Source organism: Streptomyces corchorusii (assembly GCF_001514055.1).
GTDB classification, from domain to species: domain Bacteria; phylum Actinomycetota; class Actinomycetes; order Streptomycetales; family Streptomycetaceae; genus Streptomyces; species Streptomyces olivaceoviridis.
The window spans coordinates 37,766-54,302 of the sequence record NZ_KQ948363.1 but is presented as its reverse complement, the minus strand read 5'-3'; the positions used below and the strand labels follow the sequence as shown (position 1 = coordinate 54,302).

Annotated in this window: 17 protein-coding genes; 3 read left to right on the top strand and 14 right to left on the bottom strand. The window is 73.6% G+C overall.

The window, feature by feature from the left end; translation table 11 throughout:
* Nucleotides 1-30: 30 nt before the first annotated feature.
* The 11 genes from AQJ11_RS30420 to AQJ11_RS30370 all read right to left on the bottom strand — a co-directional run bounded on the left by AQJ11_RS30420 (nucleotide 31) and on the right by AQJ11_RS30370 (nucleotide 11,129).
* Nucleotides 31-804 carry a hypothetical protein gene (locus AQJ11_RS30420; protein WP_059265328.1) on the bottom strand — a complete coding sequence of 258 codons (774 nt, stop codon included), beginning with the start codon at nucleotides 802-804 and terminating at the stop codon, nucleotides 31-33.
* Nucleotides 794-1,381, bottom strand: a complete 588-nt coding sequence (locus AQJ11_RS30415; protein ID WP_014671616.1) for an RNA polymerase sigma factor — start codon at nucleotides 1,379-1,381, stop codon at nucleotides 794-796. Before AQJ11_RS30415 ends, AQJ11_RS30420 begins: the two co-directional genes overlap by 11 nt.
* A gap of 108 nt (nucleotides 1,382-1,489) precedes the next feature.
* Nucleotides 1,490-2,035, bottom strand: coding sequence for an arginine repressor (locus AQJ11_RS30410; protein WP_014671617.1), 546 nt, complete (start codon nucleotides 2,033-2,035; stop codon nucleotides 1,490-1,492).
* A 7-nt stretch (nucleotides 2,036-2,042) separates the two neighbouring features.
* Complete coding sequence (locus AQJ11_RS30405; RefSeq protein WP_079082476.1) at nucleotides 2,043-3,260, bottom strand: acetylornithine transaminase; 1,218 nt, start codon at nucleotides 3,258-3,260, stop codon at nucleotides 2,043-2,045.
* On the bottom strand, nucleotides 3,257-4,165 hold the full coding sequence (gene argB, locus AQJ11_RS30400; protein WP_014671619.1) for an acetylglutamate kinase: 909 nt from the start codon (nucleotides 4,163-4,165) through the stop codon (nucleotides 3,257-3,259). Before argB ends, AQJ11_RS30405 begins: the two co-directional genes overlap by 4 nt.
* On the bottom strand, nucleotides 4,162-5,316 hold the full coding sequence (gene argJ, locus AQJ11_RS30395; RefSeq protein ID WP_014671620.1) for a bifunctional glutamate N-acetyltransferase/amino-acid acetyltransferase ArgJ: 1,155 nt from the start codon (nucleotides 5,314-5,316) through the stop codon (nucleotides 4,162-4,164). Before argJ ends, argB begins: the two co-directional genes overlap by 4 nt.
* Entirely contained in the window at nucleotides 5,313-6,341 is a 1,029-nt protein-coding gene (gene argC / locus AQJ11_RS30390) for an N-acetyl-gamma-glutamyl-phosphate reductase (RefSeq protein ID WP_059265327.1), read from the bottom strand. The genes argJ and argC overlap by 4 nt, the downstream gene beginning before the upstream one ends.
* A gap of 46 nt (nucleotides 6,342-6,387) precedes the next feature.
* Complete coding sequence (locus tag AQJ11_RS30385; protein WP_014671622.1) at nucleotides 6,388-6,756, bottom strand: GtrA family protein; 369 nt, start codon at nucleotides 6,754-6,756, stop codon at nucleotides 6,388-6,390.
* On the bottom strand, nucleotides 6,756-7,706 hold the full coding sequence (locus tag AQJ11_RS30380; protein ID WP_059265326.1) for a glycosyltransferase family 2 protein: 951 nt from the start codon (nucleotides 7,704-7,706) through the stop codon (nucleotides 6,756-6,758). The genes AQJ11_RS30385 and AQJ11_RS30380 overlap by 1 nt, the downstream gene beginning before the upstream one ends.
* A gap of 20 nt (nucleotides 7,707-7,726) precedes the next feature.
* Complete coding sequence (locus tag AQJ11_RS30375) at nucleotides 7,727-10,279, bottom strand: YfhO family protein (RefSeq protein WP_059265325.1); 2,553 nt, start codon at nucleotides 10,277-10,279, stop codon at nucleotides 7,727-7,729.
* Between the two features lie 247 nt (nucleotides 10,280-10,526).
* Nucleotides 10,527-11,129: a CGNR zinc finger domain-containing protein gene (locus AQJ11_RS30370; protein ID WP_244218426.1), complete on the bottom strand. Its 603-nt coding sequence runs from the start codon at nucleotides 11,127-11,129 to the stop codon at nucleotides 10,527-10,529.
* Nucleotides 11,130-11,211: 82 nt separating this feature from the next.
* Between AQJ11_RS30370 and AQJ11_RS30365 the strand changes: the two genes are divergently transcribed.
* Nucleotides 11,212-12,444, top strand: a complete 1,233-nt coding sequence (locus tag AQJ11_RS30365; RefSeq protein WP_058079887.1) for a cysteine desulfurase — start codon at nucleotides 11,212-11,214, stop codon at nucleotides 12,442-12,444.
* Nucleotides 12,445-12,591: 147 nt separating this feature from the next.
* Nucleotides 12,592-13,044, top strand: coding sequence for a DUF6314 family protein (locus tag AQJ11_RS30360; protein WP_059265415.1), 453 nt, complete (start codon nucleotides 12,592-12,594; stop codon nucleotides 13,042-13,044).
* On the opposite strand, the gene AQJ11_RS30355 is transcribed toward AQJ11_RS30360, so the two are convergent.
* The 3 genes from AQJ11_RS30355 to AQJ11_RS30345 are packed head-to-tail and all read right to left on the bottom strand — an operon-like array spanning nucleotide 13,041 to nucleotide 15,625.
* Complete coding sequence (locus tag AQJ11_RS30355; RefSeq protein ID WP_059265323.1) at nucleotides 13,041-13,634, bottom strand: histidine phosphatase family protein; 594 nt, start codon at nucleotides 13,632-13,634, stop codon at nucleotides 13,041-13,043. The genes AQJ11_RS30360 and AQJ11_RS30355 overlap by 4 nt on opposite strands.
* Before the next feature lie 49 nt (nucleotides 13,635-13,683).
* Nucleotides 13,684-14,136 carry a GNAT family N-acetyltransferase gene (locus tag AQJ11_RS30350; protein ID WP_059265322.1) on the bottom strand — a complete coding sequence of 151 codons (453 nt, stop codon included), beginning with the start codon at nucleotides 14,134-14,136 and terminating at the stop codon, nucleotides 13,684-13,686.
* 10 nt (nucleotides 14,137-14,146) lie between these two features.
* Nucleotides 14,147-15,625, bottom strand: a complete 1,479-nt coding sequence (locus tag AQJ11_RS30345; RefSeq protein ID WP_208616651.1) for an aminotransferase-like domain-containing protein — start codon at nucleotides 15,623-15,625, stop codon at nucleotides 14,147-14,149.
* Here AQJ11_RS30345 and AQJ11_RS30340 point away from each other — a divergent pair.
* Nucleotides 15,624-16,535, top strand: coding sequence for a DMT family transporter (locus AQJ11_RS30340; RefSeq protein ID WP_175252098.1), 912 nt, complete (start codon nucleotides 15,624-15,626; stop codon nucleotides 16,533-16,535). The two genes, AQJ11_RS30345 and AQJ11_RS30340, sit on opposite strands and share 2 nt — an antisense overlap.
* Nucleotides 16,536-16,537: the final 2 nt, after the last annotated feature.

Below are 16,537 nucleotides of genomic sequence, written 5' to 3'. Positions count from 1 at the left end.
TCCCGCCCCGCGGCGGCCGAGCGGGACGGTTCACGTCTTCGGGGTGACGACCTGGCCCTCCCGCAGCTGCGTGGTGGCGAGGACGGTGCCGTCGGGCGACGTCAGACGGGCACCGGAGTACCGGGTGAGGTCGACGGGGACCGCCACGCCCCAGTTGCCGTGGCCGTCGCGGACGGGGAAGTCGCCGACGCGGACGCTGGTGCCGTCGGCGCGCTCCAGGAAACAGGTGGCCGTTCCGGTGTACCGGGTGCCGGGGCGGGTGAGGGCGACGGACACGAAGAGCCAGCCGGGGGTGCCGGGGTGGGCGTAGAGCTCGCCGACCGGCTGCCCGCCGTGCCCGGCCGGGGTCATGTCCCCGACGAGCACCGGCTCGGACTCGACGGCGGGCGGCGGCGAGGCGGTGACCTCCTCGACGGCGGTGCCGACCGCCCAGCCGGCGAATCCGACGGCGACGGTGAGGGCGGCACCGACCGCGGCGAGCCGGACCCGGGGCCGCCGGGCGCCGGGGCGCAGGCCCCGGCGCGAGCGGCGCAGGACGCCCGCCGGCCGCCGGCCCTCGGGTGCTGTGGTCGGCTGGGCGAGGCCGCGCGCCACGCGGGTGGCGAAGCCGGGCGGCGGCTCGCGGTCCGGCAGCAGACCGGCCAGCCGGTCGCCGACCAGGGTGAGTTGCCGGACGTACTCCCGGCAGTCCGCGCACCGGTCCAGATGGGCGACCGCCTCGGCGCGCTCCCGGCCGGGCAGCACGCCCAGCGCCAGCTCGGCACCGGTCTGCCGCAGCTTCTCGCAGTTCGCTTCACTGGACATGGTCGCCTCGTTCCGGAGAAGCGACGGTGGTACGCAGCCGTGCCATCGCCGTTCTGATCCGCGTCTTGGCGGTACCCAGCGGGATCCGCTCCGCGTCGGCGATCTGCTGGGCCGTCATGCCGTAGATGCCGGCCATCATCAGCGCCCTGCCCTGTTCCCGTGGCAGCCGTGCCAGGGCGGACCGGACCTGGGCGGAGGCCTCGTCGGCCAGCGCCCACCGCTCGGGGGTCTCGGTGACGGCGTCCAGCAGGTCTTCGAGGTCCTCGGGTGCCAGCGGCTCCGTCCGCCGGGCCCGGACCGCGTCGACGGCCAGGTTGTGCGCGATGGTCGTCAGCCAGGTCATGACCGAGCCGCGGCGCGAATCGTAGATCTGCGCATGGCGCCACGCGCGCTCGAAGGTCTGCTGGGCGACGTCCTCGGCGAGCTGCTGGTCCCTGGTGACGGCCATGGCCACACCGAAGACCCGGTGCTGGAACCTCCGGACGAAGACCACGGCCAGCTCCGGGTCTCCGGCGGCCAGCCCGGACAGCAGAGCCTCGTCCGGGAGGCGGCCGACGGGGAACCGATATCCCGACACACCTCTGTATACGTCCGACGGCCGCCAGGGGATTGCCCGTCCCGCTGGCCGCTCGCCGCGGAAGATCACACGCCCATTCTGCGTCGGCCGGCCGGGCCCCGCACGCGGTCAGTGCCCGTTCTGCGCCAGCCGCAGCAGATGGTCCGCCAGGGCCTGGCCCCCGCTGGGGTCCCGGCTGATCAGCAGCAGCGTGTCGTCACCGGCGATCGTCCCCAGGATGTCGTGCAGCTCCGCCTGGTCGATGGCGGAGGCGAGGAACTGCGCGGCCCCCGGAGGAGTCCGCAGGACCACCAGGTTCGCCGAGGCCTCCGCGGAGATCAGCAGCTCCTGGGAGAGCCGCCGCATCCGCTCCTCCTTGGCCGACTCCCCCAGCGGAGCCCGCGGGGTGCGGAAGCCGCCCTCGCTCGGCACCGCGTAGATCAGGTCGCCGTCGGTGTTGCGGATCTTCACCGCGTTCAGCTCGTCGAGGTCCCGGCTGAGCGTCGCCTGCGTGACGCTCAGCCCGTCGTCGGCGAGCAGCTTCGCGAGCTGGCTCTGCGACCGCACCGGCTGCCGGTTGAGGATGTCCACGATCCGGCGGTGCCGTGCGGTGCGGGTCTGCGGCACGGCGGGACCGGCACCGTTGCCCGCCTCATAGTCCTGCGCCTCGCTCATCGTCGTCTCATTCTCCGGATCGTCCGTCCCCGTCGACGGGGCTCGCCGCGTCGAGGATGCCGGGCAGCGCCCGGAGCAGCGCACCCGCCTCGTCGTCGCGGAGATTCAGCGGCGGCATGAGCCGTACGACGTCGGGGGCGGGCGCGTTCACCAGGAACCCGGCCTCCTGGGCCGCCTGCTGCACCTGCGGTGCGCGCGGCCCGGTCAGCACGATACCCAGGAGCAGGCCCGCACCCCGGACATGATCGACCAACGGGTGGTTCAGGGCCTCGACGCCGTCCCGCAGCCTCTCGCTCTGCCGCTTGACGTGGTCGAGCAGGCCCTCGCCCTCGATGGTGTCGAGCACGGCGAGTCCGGCGGCGCAGGCGACCGGGTTGCCGCCGAAGGTGGTGCCGTGCTGGCCGGGCTGAAGCAGTTCGGCGGCCCGGCCGAAGGCCACGGTCGCGCCGAGCGGCAGACCGCCGCCGAGCTGCTTGGCGAGGGTGACGACGTCGGGCAGTACGCCTTCGTGCGCCTGGTACTCGAACCAGGTGCCGGTCCGCCCGATGCCGGTCTGCACCTCGTCCAGGACGAGCAGCGCACCCGTGGCGGCGGTGATCGCGCGGGCCGCCTTGAGGTAGCCGGCCGGGGGCACGACCACGCCGCTCTCGCCCTGGATCGGCTCGATGACCACCAGGGCGGTGTCCTCGGTGACCGCGGCGGCCAGCGCCTGGGCGTCGCCGTAGGGGACGTGGGTGACCTCGCCGGGCAGCGGTCGGAACGGGTCCTGCTTGGCGGGCTGTCCGGTGAGCGCGAGGGCGCCCATCGTGCGGCCGTGGAAGCCGCCGTCGGTGGCGACCATGTGGGTGCGCCCGGTGAGCCGGCCGATCTTGAAGGCGGCCTCGTTGGCCTCGGCGCCGGAGTTGCAGAAGAAGACCCGGCCCTCCCGCCCGAACAGCGTCAGGAGCCGTTCGGCGAGGGCGACGGTGGGCTCGGCCATGAAGAAGTTGGAGATGTGGCCGAGGGAGCCGATCTGCCGGGTCACGGCCTCGACGATCGCGGGGTGGGCGTGGCCCAGCGCGTTGGTGGCGATGCCGCCGACGAAGTCGAGGTACTCCCGGCCCTCGGCGTCCCACACCTTGGTGCCCTCGCCGCGGACGAGGGGCAGCCGCGGGGTGCCGTAGTTGTTCATGAGCGCGCCCTGCCAGCGCTCGGTCAGCTCCTGGTTGCCCTGGTGGCCCGTCACTGCGCGTCCCCCTCAAGCTCGTCGGGCACGACCATGGTGCCGATGCCCTCGTCGGTGAAGATCTCCAGCAGGATCGAGTGCTGGACCCGGCCGTCGATGACGCGGGCGGTCGTCACGCCGTTGCGCACGGCGTGCAGGCAGCCCTCCATCTTCGGCACCATGCCGCTGCTCAGCTCCGGCAGCAGCTTCTCCAGCTGGGAAGCGGTGAGCCGGCTGATCACCTCGTCGGAGTTCGGCCAGTCCTCGTAGAGGCCCTCGACGTCGGTGAGGACCATGAGGGTCTCGGCGCCCAGTGCCGCAGCGAGTGCCGCAGCCGCCGTATCAGCATTGACGTTGTAGACATGTCCGTCGTCCTGGGAGCGGGCGATCGAGGAGACGACCGGGATGCGGCCGTCGGCGAGCAGGGCCTCGATGGCGCCCGTGTCGAGGGCCGTGATCTCGCCGACCCGGCCGATGTCGACCCGCTCGCCGTCGATCTCGGGGGTGTGCTTGGTGGCGGTGATGGTGTGCGCGTCCTCGCCGGTCAGGCCGACGGCGAGCGGGCCGTGCTGGTTGAGCAGGCCGACCAGCTCGCGCTGCACCTGCCCGGCCAGCACCATCCGTACGACGTCCATGGCGTCCTCGGTGGTGACGCGCAGGCCCGCCTTGAACTCGCTGACGATGCCGTGCCGGTCGAGGGCGGCGCTGATCTGCGGGCCGCCGCCGTGCACGACGACCGGCTTGAGGCCGGCGTGCCTGAGGAAGACGACGTCCTGGGCGAAGGCGGCCTTCAGATCCTCGTTCACCATGGCGTTGCCGCCGAACTTGATGACGACGATCTTGCCGTGGTGCCGGGTCAGCCAGGGCAGCGCCTCGATGAGGATCTGGGCTTTCGGCAGTGCCGTGTGTTTCCGCGTCGTGGTCATGAGGAGTAGGCGCTGTTCTCGTGGACGTAGTCGGCGGTCAGGTCGTTGGTCCAGATGGTCGCGGTCTCGGCGCCGGCGGCGAGGTCGGCCACGATGTGGACCTCGCGGTAGCGCATGTCGACCAGGTCGCGGTCCTCGCCGACGCTGCCGTTCTTGCAGACCCAGACGCCGTTGATGGCGACGTTGAGCTGGTCCGGCTCGAAGGCGGCCCGGGTGGTGCCGATCGCGGAGAGCACGCGGCCCCAGTTGGGGTCCTCGCCGTGGATCGCGCACTTGAGGAGGTTGTTGCGGGCGATGGAGCGGCCCACCTCGACGGCGTCCTCCTCGCTCGCCGCGTTGATCACCTCGACCTTGATGTCCTTGCTGGCGCCCTCGGCGTCGCCGATGAGCTGCCGGCCGAGGTCGGCGCAGACCTGCCGTACGGCCTCGGCGAACTCCTCGTACTCCGGGGTGACGCCGGAGGCGCCGGAGGCGAGCAGCAGGACGGTGTCGTTGGTGGACATGCAGCCGTCGGAGTCGACGCGGTCGAAGGTGACCCTGGTCGCGGCGCGCAGGGCCTTGTCCAGGCTCTCGTCGTCCAGGTCGGCGTCGGTGGTGAGGACGACGAGCATGGTGGCGAGGCCCGGCGCGAGCATGCCGGCGCCCTTGGCCATGCCGCCGACGGTCCAGCCGCCCGCACCGGTGACGACGGACGTCTTGTGGACGGTGTCGGTGGTCTTGATGGCGATGGCGGCCTTCTCGCCGCCGTGCTCGCTCAAGGAGGCGGCGGCCGTCTCCACACCCCCCAGGACCTTGTCCATGGGGAGCGGTACGCCGATCAGGCCGGTGGAGCAGACGGCGACCTCGATGGCGCCCCGGCCGAGCACCTCGGCGGCCTTCTCGGCGGTGGCGTGGGTGTCCTGGAAGCCCTGGGGACCGGTACAGGCGTTGGCGCCGCCGGAGTTGAGGACGACCACCGAGACCTGGCCGCCCTTGAGGACCTGCTCGGACCAGAGCACCGGCGCGGCCTTCACACGGTTGGAGGTGAAGACGCCCGCGGCGGCACGGCGGGGCCCGTTGTTGACCACGAGGGCGAGGTCGGGGTTGCCGTTCTCCTTGATCCCGGCGGCGATCCCCGCCGCCGTGAATCCCTTGGCTGCCGTGACGCTCACGGTGCGACTCCGATCGTGGAAAGCCCGGTGGTCTCTGGAAGACCCAAGGCGATGTTCATGCTCTGGACGGCACCGCCCGCGGTGCCCTTGGTCAGGTTGTCGATGGCGCTGATCGCGATGATGCGGCCCACGGCGGCGTCGTACGCGACCTGCACCTGAACGGCGTTGGAACCGTGGACGGACGCCGTCGCGGGCCACTGGCCCTCGGGGAGCAGGTGGACGAAGGGCTCGTCGGCGTAGGCCTTCTCGTAGGCGGCGCGCATCGCGTCGGCCGTGACCCCCTCGGCGGCGGACGCGCTGCACGTGGCGAGGATCCCGCGCGGCATCGGCGCGAGGGTCGGTGTGAAGGAGACCTTCACGGTGTCCCCGGCCACCGCGCTGAGGTTCTGGATCATCTCGGGGGTGTGCCGGTGGCCGCCGCCGACGCCGTACGGCGACATGGAGCCCATGACCTCGCTGCCGAGCAGGTGCGGCTTGGGGGCCTTGCCCGCGCCGGAGGTGCCGGACGCGGCGACGATCACCGCCTCGGGCTCGGCGAGTCCGGCCGCGTAGGCCGGGTACAGGGCGAGGGAGACGGCGGTCGGGTAGCAACCGGGCACCGCGATGCGCTTGGACCCCTCCAGCGCGGCGCGGGCACCCGGAAGTTCGGGGAGGCCGTAGGGCCAGGTGCCGGCGTGCGGGGAGCCGTAGAACCTCTCCCAGTCGGCCGGGTCCTTGAGCCGGAAGTCGGCGCCCATGTCGATCACGAGGACGTCGGGGCCGAGCTGTTCGGCGACGGCGGCGGACTGCCCGTGCGGCAGCGCGAGGAAGACCACGTCGTGCCCGGCGAGGGCCTCGGGGGTGGTCTCGGCCAGCACGCGGTCGGCCAGCGGCAGCAGATGCGGCTGGAGCGCGCCGAGCCGCTGTCCGGCGTTGGAGTTCCCGGTCAGGGCGCCGATCTCGATCCCGGGGTGCGCGAGGAGCAGGCGCAGGACCTCTCCGCCCGCGTATCCGCTCGCTCCGGCCACCGCCGCACGTACCGCCATGTCCATCCTCCTCCTGGATGGCATGACTATACGTATCGCTGCACGTTTATGCAATCGATCGGGGCAGCATCACCCAACGCGAGACGACGAAGGTGACCGGGATCGCCGCGGCGGAGGCGAGCAGCGGGGCGAAGCGGCTGCCGGCGTGCAGCAGGTCGACGATCACGTAGACGCCCGCCGTGGTGATCAGGAAATTGGTCGCGTTCGTCAGCGGGAACAGCAGGAATTTCCGCCAGGTGGGCCGCGTGCGGTAGGTGAAGCGCGCGTTCAGGAAGAACGACCCGATCATGCTGAGCAGAAATGCCAGGATGTGCGCGGCCAGATAAGGGAGGGCGGTCAGGAACAGCAGGTAAAGACAGTAGTAGGTCGCCGTGTTCACGACGCCGACCGCCGCGAAGGTCAGAATCTGCCGCATCAGGGGATGAGATCTTTCGTCCGTTCCACGTTGGTCGCCTTCACCAGGAAGTGCGGGCGCCCCTTCACCTCGTAGTAGATGCGGCCGGTGTACTCCCCGATGACTCCCAGCATGACCATCTGGACGCCCGCGAGGGCGGTGACGGCGGTGATGATGGTCACATAGCCGGGGGTCTGGACACCGTGGACGAGCGCGGCGCCCACGATCCAGGCGGTGTAGAGGCCCGCGCACAGCAGCAGGCCCACACCCAGCCAGAGCGCGGCGCGCAGCGGGCGGTTGTTGAAGGACAGCAGCCCGTCGAGGCCGTAGTTGAGCAGGCCGCGCAGGTTCCAGGAGCTGCGGCCGGCCTCGCGCGCGGCGTTCTGGTACTCGAAGGTGGTGCTCGGGAAGCCCACCCAGGCGAACAGGCCCTTGGAGAACCGGTTGGACTCGGTGAGCGCCAGCACCGCGTCCACCACCCGGCGCGACAGCAGCCGGAAGTCCCCCACGCCGTCGACGAGTTCGACGTCGACCAGGCGGTTGACGAGCCGGTAGTACAGCCGGGCGGTGACGGTGCGGGTGAACCGGTCGCCGGTGCGGGTGCGCTTGGCGATGACCTGGTCGTGGCCCTGTTCGCGCAGCTCGACCATGCGCTTGATCAGCTCCGGCGGGTGCTGGAGGTCGGCGTCCATGACGATCACCGAGTCGCCCGAGGCGTGCCGCAGGCCGGCGAGCAGGGCCGCCTCCTTGCCGAAGTTGCGGCTGAAGGAGACGTACCGCACCCGGGAGTCGAGGTCCGCCAGCTCCTTGAGGACCGCGAGCGTACGGTCCCGGCTGCCGTCGTCGACGTACACGAACTCCATGTCGTGGCCGAGGGGCAGCAGTTCCTCGGCGACCTTCTGGACCTCCTCGTGGAAGCGGGCGAGGACGTCTTCCTCGTTGTAGCAGGGCGCGACGATCGATATCAGCATGCGGTCCCCCCTGGGCGCGGTCAGGAAGCGGTGGTCACGCGCTCGCGCGGTGATGTGGTCGTGGGCGGCGCCGGGGCGCGCCGGCGGCGGACGGCGGTGACGGCGGTGAGCAGGACGAGCGTCAGCAGCGAGGCGGCGCCCACGGTCGTGCCCAGCCGCAGGCCGGGTGGGTGGAAAGTGCAGGTCAGGCTGGTGGCGGTGCCGTCGAGGGGCACGGCGATCAGACCGTGGAAGGCATCGGCGGGCCGCTCGGGTCCGTCGCCGGTGGCGCAGCGCCAGCCGGCGATCCGCGGGGCCCCGACGACCGCGATGCCCTTGCTGCCGGCGGGCAGCTCGGCCCGCACCGTGGCACCGGAGACGGTCACCTCGGTGGCGCCGGTCGCCTTCAGGCGGGCGGCGGCGCCGGCCAGCCGGTCCGTGTCCAGGCAGCCGACGGCGCCGGACGGGATGCGGCCGGGCCGGTCCGGTCGCAGCTCGATCCGCACCTCGCCCGAGGCGGGGGCGGTGCCGAGCGGTTCCATGGCGGCCCGGTTGCGCGGGAACTCGAACCGGAACCGGGCGGGCTGCCCGGCGCCGGCGAGCCGCGCGGTGCCGGAGAAGTGCGGGGCCCACAGGTGGACCTGGGTGCCGGCCGGGCAGCGGGCGGTGATCGTCGGCCGGGCCAGGGCGTTCCCGGTGCCGACCCGGCGGGACGGCAGCGCCCGCCCGCCGTCGTCGTGCACGGTGACGCGGGGCACGGTGTAGACGCGGCTGCCGAGCAGCAGTTCCTGGTTGCGGTACGGCGACGGTCCGAACGGTGTCCGGTCGGGCGCGGCCCGGACGGTGACCAGGGGCGGTACGTCCCGGCGGGTGACGGTCACCGGGGCGGGGTACGGGGACAGGTACTTCTGGTGCGGGTCGGGCGGGGAGTGCACCCGGGCGCCGACGGAGAAGACGACGTCCGTGACGGCGTTGTCCAGGCTCTGCACGTTGCGGCCGCGCGAGGTCCAGCCGTCGCCGAGGGCGGTGAGGGTGCGGCTGAGGACGTCGGAGGTCAGGCTGCTGTAGTACTGGGCGCCCTCGCCGCCCACCAGCAGCGGGTCGTTGCCGACGGTCTGCTCGCGGCCGGGGTCGGTGCGGTACCGCGGCCAGTCGTCGGCCCCGGCGATCGCCGCCGCCTGCGTCCGCTGCCGCTCGCCCCAGGGCTCGTAGTCGTCCAGGTGCCCGAGGCGCAGCCGGGTGGCCACGGCCGAGGTGGCGGCCGTCTCGCCCACCTGGGCACCGAGGAGCAGGACGACGGCCAGTCCGGCGAGCCGGGTGCGGTGTCCGGCGCGGCCCAGCAGGACCAGGCCGCCGACGGCGCCCGCGAGGGCGAGCAGCAGCACCGGCCAGGTGTACGCCCGGACCAGCGTGCTGCGGCTCGCGACGGCGACGACCAGCACGAGCAGGGCGGTCGCGGCACCGAGGGCGCGCCGGTCGGGCAGGCCGTACGCCACGGCGTGCCAGGCGGCGACGACGAGCAGGCCGCACAGCACGAACGCCTGCCGGTAGGAGCTGCCCTGCGGGGTGGCGAAGGCGTGCCACAGCAGGTGGGTGGGGCCCCACTGCAGGGAGAGGGCCACCGCGAGCGCCAGCGCCGTCCAGCCGGCGCGCACCGGGACCGGGACCGCGCGGTGGAAGGGCAGGGCGAGGGCGAGGAGCAGGGCGGTGATGCCGACGTAGAGGGCCGGGGAGCCGAAGCCGTAGGTCGCGGGCAGCAGCCGGGCGGCCACGTCCTCGGTGGGCACGGGGGCGAACTGGCGTACGCGGCCGGGGTAGGCGTGCTTCGTGCCGAAGTAGACGACCGTCACGAGCGGGGCGGCGAGGCCGATGCCGAGGGCGGTGGTGAGGACGGCGCGGCCGGCCGTGGCGAGCGCCTGCCGGCGCGGCGGTCGGGCGAGCAGCAGGCGCAGCAGCAGGACGAGGGCGGCGCCGAGGGTGGCCATGCAGGCGGTGTAGAAGTTGGCGGTCCAGGCGAGGGCGACGAGCAGGACGCCGGTCAGGCGGCGGCGTCCGGTGAGCGCCCACTCGCCGACCAGGCACAGCAGCGGCAGGGCGATCAGGCCGTCGAGCCACATCGGGTTGTAGGAGGCGTCGGCCGTGCTCCAGCCGCACAGCGCGTACGCGGCGCCGAGCAGGCCCGCCGCCCACCAGCGGCCGGGCCGCAGGGTGAGCAGCAGCCAGGCCATGGCCGCCGCGGCGGAGGCGGTCTTCAGGAGGGTGACGGCGTAGACGGCGAGGTCGATCTCGTCGCGCGGGAAGAGGGCCACGAGCAGGGCGTAGGGGCTGCCGAGGTAGGTGCCGAGGTCGGGCAGGAAGCTCGCGCCGTAGCCGGACTGCCAGTTGACGAGGAGGCCGCCGTGGCCCCTGCCGTGCAGCAGGTCCCACAGGTGGGCGTGGAAGGGCACGTACTGGTTGCCGAGGTCGTTGACGCTGCGGGTGCGGGGGCCGAAGGGATAGCTGCGCGCCAGCACGTCACCGGCGCAGAAGGCGGTGACCGTGACGGCGGCGGCGAGCAGGGCGGCGGCCTGCCGCGGCCGGGAGAGCGCTTTCACGCCCTGTTCCCGTCCGGGTGTCGCCGCGCGTTCCCGTGCGCTGTGCCGCTTTCGCCGTGCGGGGTTTTGCGGTGCATTTTCGGCGGTCCTCACGGAATGTGTGCCCCATTGATTCGCCGACTTAGACGGGGCGCGATTCCGGATGGTTGCCCGGTCACCGAAAAGTGAGGCGATATCTTCCGAGTACGGGAAACACCGCGTGAATTAAATGTCCTACCGGAGAACTTTCGCTTTCCGGTAGGTGTTCTCAGGGTGAACCGGCCTTGCGGGCCGCGTAGGCCCGGGCCGCCCGGACCCGGTTGCCGCACTTGGTGGTGCACCAGCGGCGGGCGCCGTGGGAGCGCAGGAACCAGCCGGCGCACCCCGGGGCGGCGCACTCGGTGAGCAGGTCCGCGTCGGCGCCGGTGAGCAGGTCGGTGGCGTCCTCGGCGACCTGGGAGAGCGCGGCGGCGGCCGGGTTGCCGGAGTCGGGGACGTCGGCGCGGCGGGGGCCGTCGGCGGTCCAGGCCAGCCGCGGGGTGGCGGGGGCGGCGGCGAGGGTGGCGTTGAGGGTGTCGAGGGCGTCGGCGGGTGGCGGTGTCCCGGCGGCCCGGGCGGCGAAGAGGGCCCGCAGCGCCTCGCGCAGGGCCCGCAGCCGGCCGGACTGTCTGCCGTTCAGGCTCACCCGGTCGGGCAGCAGCGCGTGCCGGACCAGCCACAGGTGCGCGGCCTCGGTGCCGTCGAGCAGGTCGACCTCGCCGTGGCTGACCGTGAACCGCGTGTTGACCAGCGCCAGCGCGACGTACCGGTCCTCACCGGGGACGGCGGGCCGGCGCAGGTAGACAGGGTCCTCGTGTTCCACGGGTCTCATGGTAATCCTTGCGGTTCTCCGTGAGGAGGTCCTAGCGTGTCTCACGGAGAAGCGAGTACAAAACCGTGAGGGGTGAGCCGTCGTGGGTTTCGACGTGGACGCGCTGCGCAAGGACTTCCCGATCCTGCGGCGGACGGTGGCGAGCGGCGCGCCGCTCGTCTACCTGGACTCCGGGGCGACCACCCAGAAGCCGCTCCAGGTGCTGGACGCCGAGCGGGACTTCTACCTCACGCACAACGCCGCCGTGCACCGCGGGGCGCACCAGCTGGCGGGCGAGGCGACGGAGGCGTACGAGCGGGCCCGGCACACGGTCGCCCGGTTCATCGGCGCGGCCGACGACGAGGTGGTCTTCACCAAGAACACCACCGAGGGCATCAACCTGGTCGCCTACGCGCTGGGCAACGCCGGCCGGCTCGGCCCCGGCGACCGGATCGTGGTGACCGAGATGGAGCACCACGCGAACCTGGTCCCCTGGCAGCAGCTCGCCGAGCGGACCGGCGCGACGCTCGACTGGTTCGGCCTCACCGACGACGGCCGCCTCGACCTGTCCCGGACGGAGGAGCTGCTGGACGAGCGCACCAAGGTGCTCGCCCTCACCCACCAGTCCAACGTCCTCGGCACGCTCAACCCGGTGCGCGCGCTCGCCGACCGCGCGCACGCACACGGCACCCTCGTGGTCGTGGACGGCGCCCAGTCCGTCCCGCACCGCCCGGTCGACGTGGGCGAGCTGGGCGCGGACTTCCTCGCCTTCTCCGGGCACAAGATGCTCGGCCCGAACGGCGTCGGCGTGCTGTGGGGCCGCGCCGGGCTCCTCGCCGGGCTGCCGCCGTTCCTCACCGGCGGCTCGATGATCGAGATCGTGGAGATGGACCGCACCACCTTCCTGCCGCCGCCGCAGCGCTTCGAGGCGGGTGTGCCGATGACCGCGCAGGCGGTGGGGCTCGCGGCGGCGGTGGAGTACCTGGAGCGGCTGGGCATGGCCGAGGTGGCGGCGCACGAGGACGCGCTCACCGCCCGCGCCCTGGAGCTGCTCGCCGAGGTGCCCGGGGTCCGGGTGGTCGGCCCCGCCGACCTCACCGACCGCGGCTCGGCCGTCTCCTTCACGGTCGACGGCATCCACCCGCACGACGTCGGCCAGGTACTGGACGAGCGGGGCGTCGCCGTCCGCGTCGGCCACCACTGCGCCCGCCCGCTCGTCCGCCGCTACGGCATCCCGGCGACCACCCGGGCGAGCTTCTACGTCTACAACACCCTGGACGAGGTGGACGCCCTGGTGGACGGCGTCCGAGCGGCTCAGCAGTACTTCGGGGCGTGACCGGCGGGTCCGGCGCTACGCTGCCTGATCCTCGGGAAGGCGTACGTGAACCGGTCGGCGACCCCCGTGAAGGTGGACGTCCGCGGGGCGACCGCCGTCCGTCAGCGCGTCGACGGTGCGAGGCGAGGGCCGCGTAAGCTCCGGGGCATGGGTGAGTTCTGGCCGGTGCCCGACGTGCTGGCCCATCTGGCCGGGCGGTGGCGCGTCGAGCGCGCCGTGCGGGACCTGGCGGGCGGGGACGAGGGCCGCTTCACGGGGACGACCGTCTTCACCGCGCTGGACGGCGGCGGCCTGCTGCACGAGGAGTCCGGCACCTTCACCTGGCAGGGGGTGGCGCGGCCGGCCACCAGGACCTTGCGCTTCCTGCCGGGGCCCGGGCCCGGCCGGGCCGACGTGCGCTTCGCGGACGGGCGGCCGTTCCACGAGCTGGACCTGACCACGGGCCGGTACGTCGCCGACCACCCCTGCGCGGCCGACCTCTACCGCGGCGAGTTCACCGTCCGGGACGCCGACCACTGGCGCACGGTGTGGCGGGTCGGCGGACCGGCGAAGGACCTCGTCCTCACCACCGACTACGTGCGCGAAGGAGCGACCTACTAACCGCGCGGGACCTGGGCCGGGACCCCGTCGAAGCGGAGGTTCCAGCGGCCGGCGCGGCCCGTGACCGTCGTCGTGGACAGCGGGCGGACGTCGATGTTCCAGTAGGTCTGGGGAGGCGCCTTCAGGGCGTAGACCAGGGCCGCCCGGATCACGGACGGCTCGGCCACCGCGACGATCCGGCCGCCGTCGTCCGCCGGCCGGGTGTCCAGCCAGCCGCCGACCCGGGAGATGAACGCCGGCAACGACTCACCGCCGTGCGGGGTGGACCGCGGGTCGGCGAGCCAGGCGTCCACCGCCTCCGGCTCCCGGGCCATCGCCTCGGCCGGCGTCAGCCCCCGCCAGCGGCCCATGTCACAGTCCCGCAGCGCGAGCTGGACCAGCGGGGCGTACCCCAGGGCGGCGCCGGTGGCCCGGCTGCGCGGCGTCGGCGAGCAGTAGCGCAGCTCGGCCGCGGCCAGCGGCAGCAGGGTCCCGGCGACGCGCTGCACCTCGTCCCAGCCGCCCTGGTCCAGCGGCCGGTCGTCCTCGAAGCGCTCCGCGAGCAGCGTGGTACCGCGCGCGGCGGCGACGAACGTCACCCTCAGTGGCATGCGGTGATGGTGGGCCCCGGCGAGCAGCGGGTCAAGAGACGGTGCGCGGTCAGGCGTCGGCCGGCTGCCCGAAGGTGTGCACCATGTACAGCTCGGGACGGTCCAGCGGCCGGAAGCCCAGCTTCTCGTAGACCGCGTGCGCGTCCTGCGTCGCCAGCAGCAGCCGGCGCAGGCCGAGCGGCTCCAGGTGCGCGCGGATCCGGGCGACGAACGCCGTGCCGACACCCTTGCCGCGCACCGCCGGATCGACGTACACATCGGCCAGCCAGGCGAAGAGCGCCTGGTCGGTGACCACGCGCGCGTACGCCACCTGCTCCCCCGAGGCCGTGTCGTACACCCCGAAGTTCAGCGAGGACGCCATCGCCCGCTCGTGCTTCTCGCGCGGGCGGCCGATCGCCCAGTACGCGTCGGACGACAGCCAGCCGTGCACGCGGTCCACGTCGACCCGGGCGGAGTCGGCGGAGAACTCGTATCCCTCGGGCAGGTCAGGTGTATCGCTCATGCGGTGATCCTCACAGGCCCGGCCGCTCATTGACGAGCGGATTTCGCACGGCCTCGTCGTACGCCGCCCGCAGCCGCCGCACCCCCTCCGCGATCTCCCCGGTGCCGGCGACCGCCGCGAAGCTCAGGCGGAGGTGGGCGGCGGGGGGTTCGGCGCTGAAGTAGGGGCGGCCCGGGGTGACGGCGACGCCGGCGCGCAGGGCCGCCGCGGTCAGCGCGGCCTCTGCCCCTGAGCCGACGGCGCCGTCGGGCAGGCGCACCCACAGGTGGTAGCCGCCGGACGGGATGTGCGGCAGGGCGAGGTCGGGGAGCTGCCGGGCGAGCGCGCTGGTCATGGCGTCACGGCGGGTCTTCAGCTCGGCCGACAGCGCCCGCAGGTGGCGGGGCCAGGCCGGGGAGCCGACGAGTTCCAGGGCGGCCTCCTGGAGCGGCCGGGGGACGAAGAAGCTGTCCACGACCTGGATGGCGCGCAGCCGTTCCAGCACCGGCCCGTGCGCGGCCAGGGCGCTCACCCGGAAGCTGGGCGAGGTGGCCTTGGTCAGCGAGCCGACGTGGACGACCACGCCGTCCGGGTCGTCGGCGGCCAGCGGGCGGGGCAGCGGGGCGGCGTCGGCGTGCACGAGCCGGCGGACGTAGTCGTCCTCGACGACGAACGCGCCGGCCTCGCGGGCGATGCGCAGCACCTCGGTGCGCCGGGTGGGAGCCAGCACCGCGCCGGTGGGGTTCTGGAACAGCGGCTGGCAGACGAAGACGCGGGCTCCGGTGGCGTGGAAGGCGTCCGCGAGCAGGTCCGGGCGCACTCCGTCGGGGTCGACGGGCACCGGGACGGGCCGCAGTCCGGCCGCGCGGGCGAGGGCCAGCATGCCCGGGTAGGTCGGCGACTCCACGAGCACCGGGGAGCCGGGCGGGGCGAGCGCGCGCAGGGCGGTGGCCAGCGCGGCCTGGCCGCCCGCCGCGATCAGCACCTCGGCCGCGGTGACGGCGCCGCCGATCCCGCGCGCGAACCACTCCCGCAGCTCCGGCAGCCCCTCCAGCGGCGGTCTCCCCCAGGCGCCGGGCCGCCGCCCGGCCCGGGCCAGGGCCGCCGCCATGGCGCGCTCCGGCTGGAGCGAGGGGTGCAGGTAGCCGCCGCTGAGCTCCAGGACCCCGGGGGGCGGCGCGGCGAGCGAGACCGTGACGCCGGAGGCGTCCACGGTGCGCGGTACGAGGTCGGCGGCACCGTCGGCGCTCAGCGCGACCTCCTGCCAGGAGGTGTCCCCGGCGGGGGCCTCGCTTCGGTGCGGCCGGGCCCGGAAGGCGCCCGCGCCCGGCCGGGTGACCACCAGGCCCTCGGCGGCGAGCTGGGCGAGCGCCCGGGAGACGGTCACGGGGCTCACCCGGAACCGCTCGACCAGAGCCCGGCTCGACGGCAGCTTTCCACCCGGAGAGTAGCGGTCGAGCTCCCTCCGCAGCTGTTCCACCAGTTCGGCCACACTGCTACGCTCATGCATGAGAGCACAGAGTAGCGCTACTACCGCGAGTCCGATAGCAGTCAGCGCTCCCCGGGAGTTCCGGGGACTCGGCACCGTCCAGGCCGCCCTCGGCGTGGTCGCCTTCTCCCTGACCTTCCCCGCGACCGCCTGGGGCCTGGAGAGCTTCGGCCCGTGGTCGCTGGTGGCGGTGCGCGGCGTCCTGGCCGCACTCGTCGCCGGCGGCTGTCTGCTGGCCCTGCGGGTACGGCTCCCGGCGCGGCGGCACCTCGCCGGGCTCGCGGTGGTCGCCGCCGGAGTGGTGCTCGGCTTCCCGACGCTGACCACGCTCGCGCTCCAGACGTCCACCACCGCCCACGCGGCCGTCGTGGTGGGCCTGCTGCCGCTGACCACCGCCGTGTTCTCCGCCCTGCGCACCGGCGCCCGGCCCTCCCGCCGGTTCTGGCTGGCGGCCGTGGCGGGGGCGGCGGCCGTGCTCGCCTTCACCGTCGGCCAGAGCGGCGGCGCGCTCACCACGGCCGACGGCTATCTCTTCGGGGCGCTGCTGGTGTGCGCGGCCGGGTACACCGAGGGCGGCCGGCTGGCCCGGGTGATGCCGGGCTGGCAGGTCATCGGCTGGGCGCTGGTGCTGTGCCTGCCGCTGACCGTGCCGGCCGCGGCGCTGGCGCTGTCGTACGAGCCGGTGCGCCTGAGCGCGCACGGCGTCGCCGGGCTGGTGTGGGTGGCGCTCGGTTCGCAGTTCCTCGGCCTGGTCGTCTGGTACCGGGGGATGGCGGCCATCGGCATCCCCCGGGCCAGCCAGTTGCAGTTGGCTCAGCCCCTGCTCACACTGGTGTGGTCGGCGCTGCTGCTGGGCGAGCACTTCACGGTGGCCGCTCCCCTGACCGCCCTCGCCGTGCTCGTGTGCATCGCCGTCACCCAGCGGTCGTGATC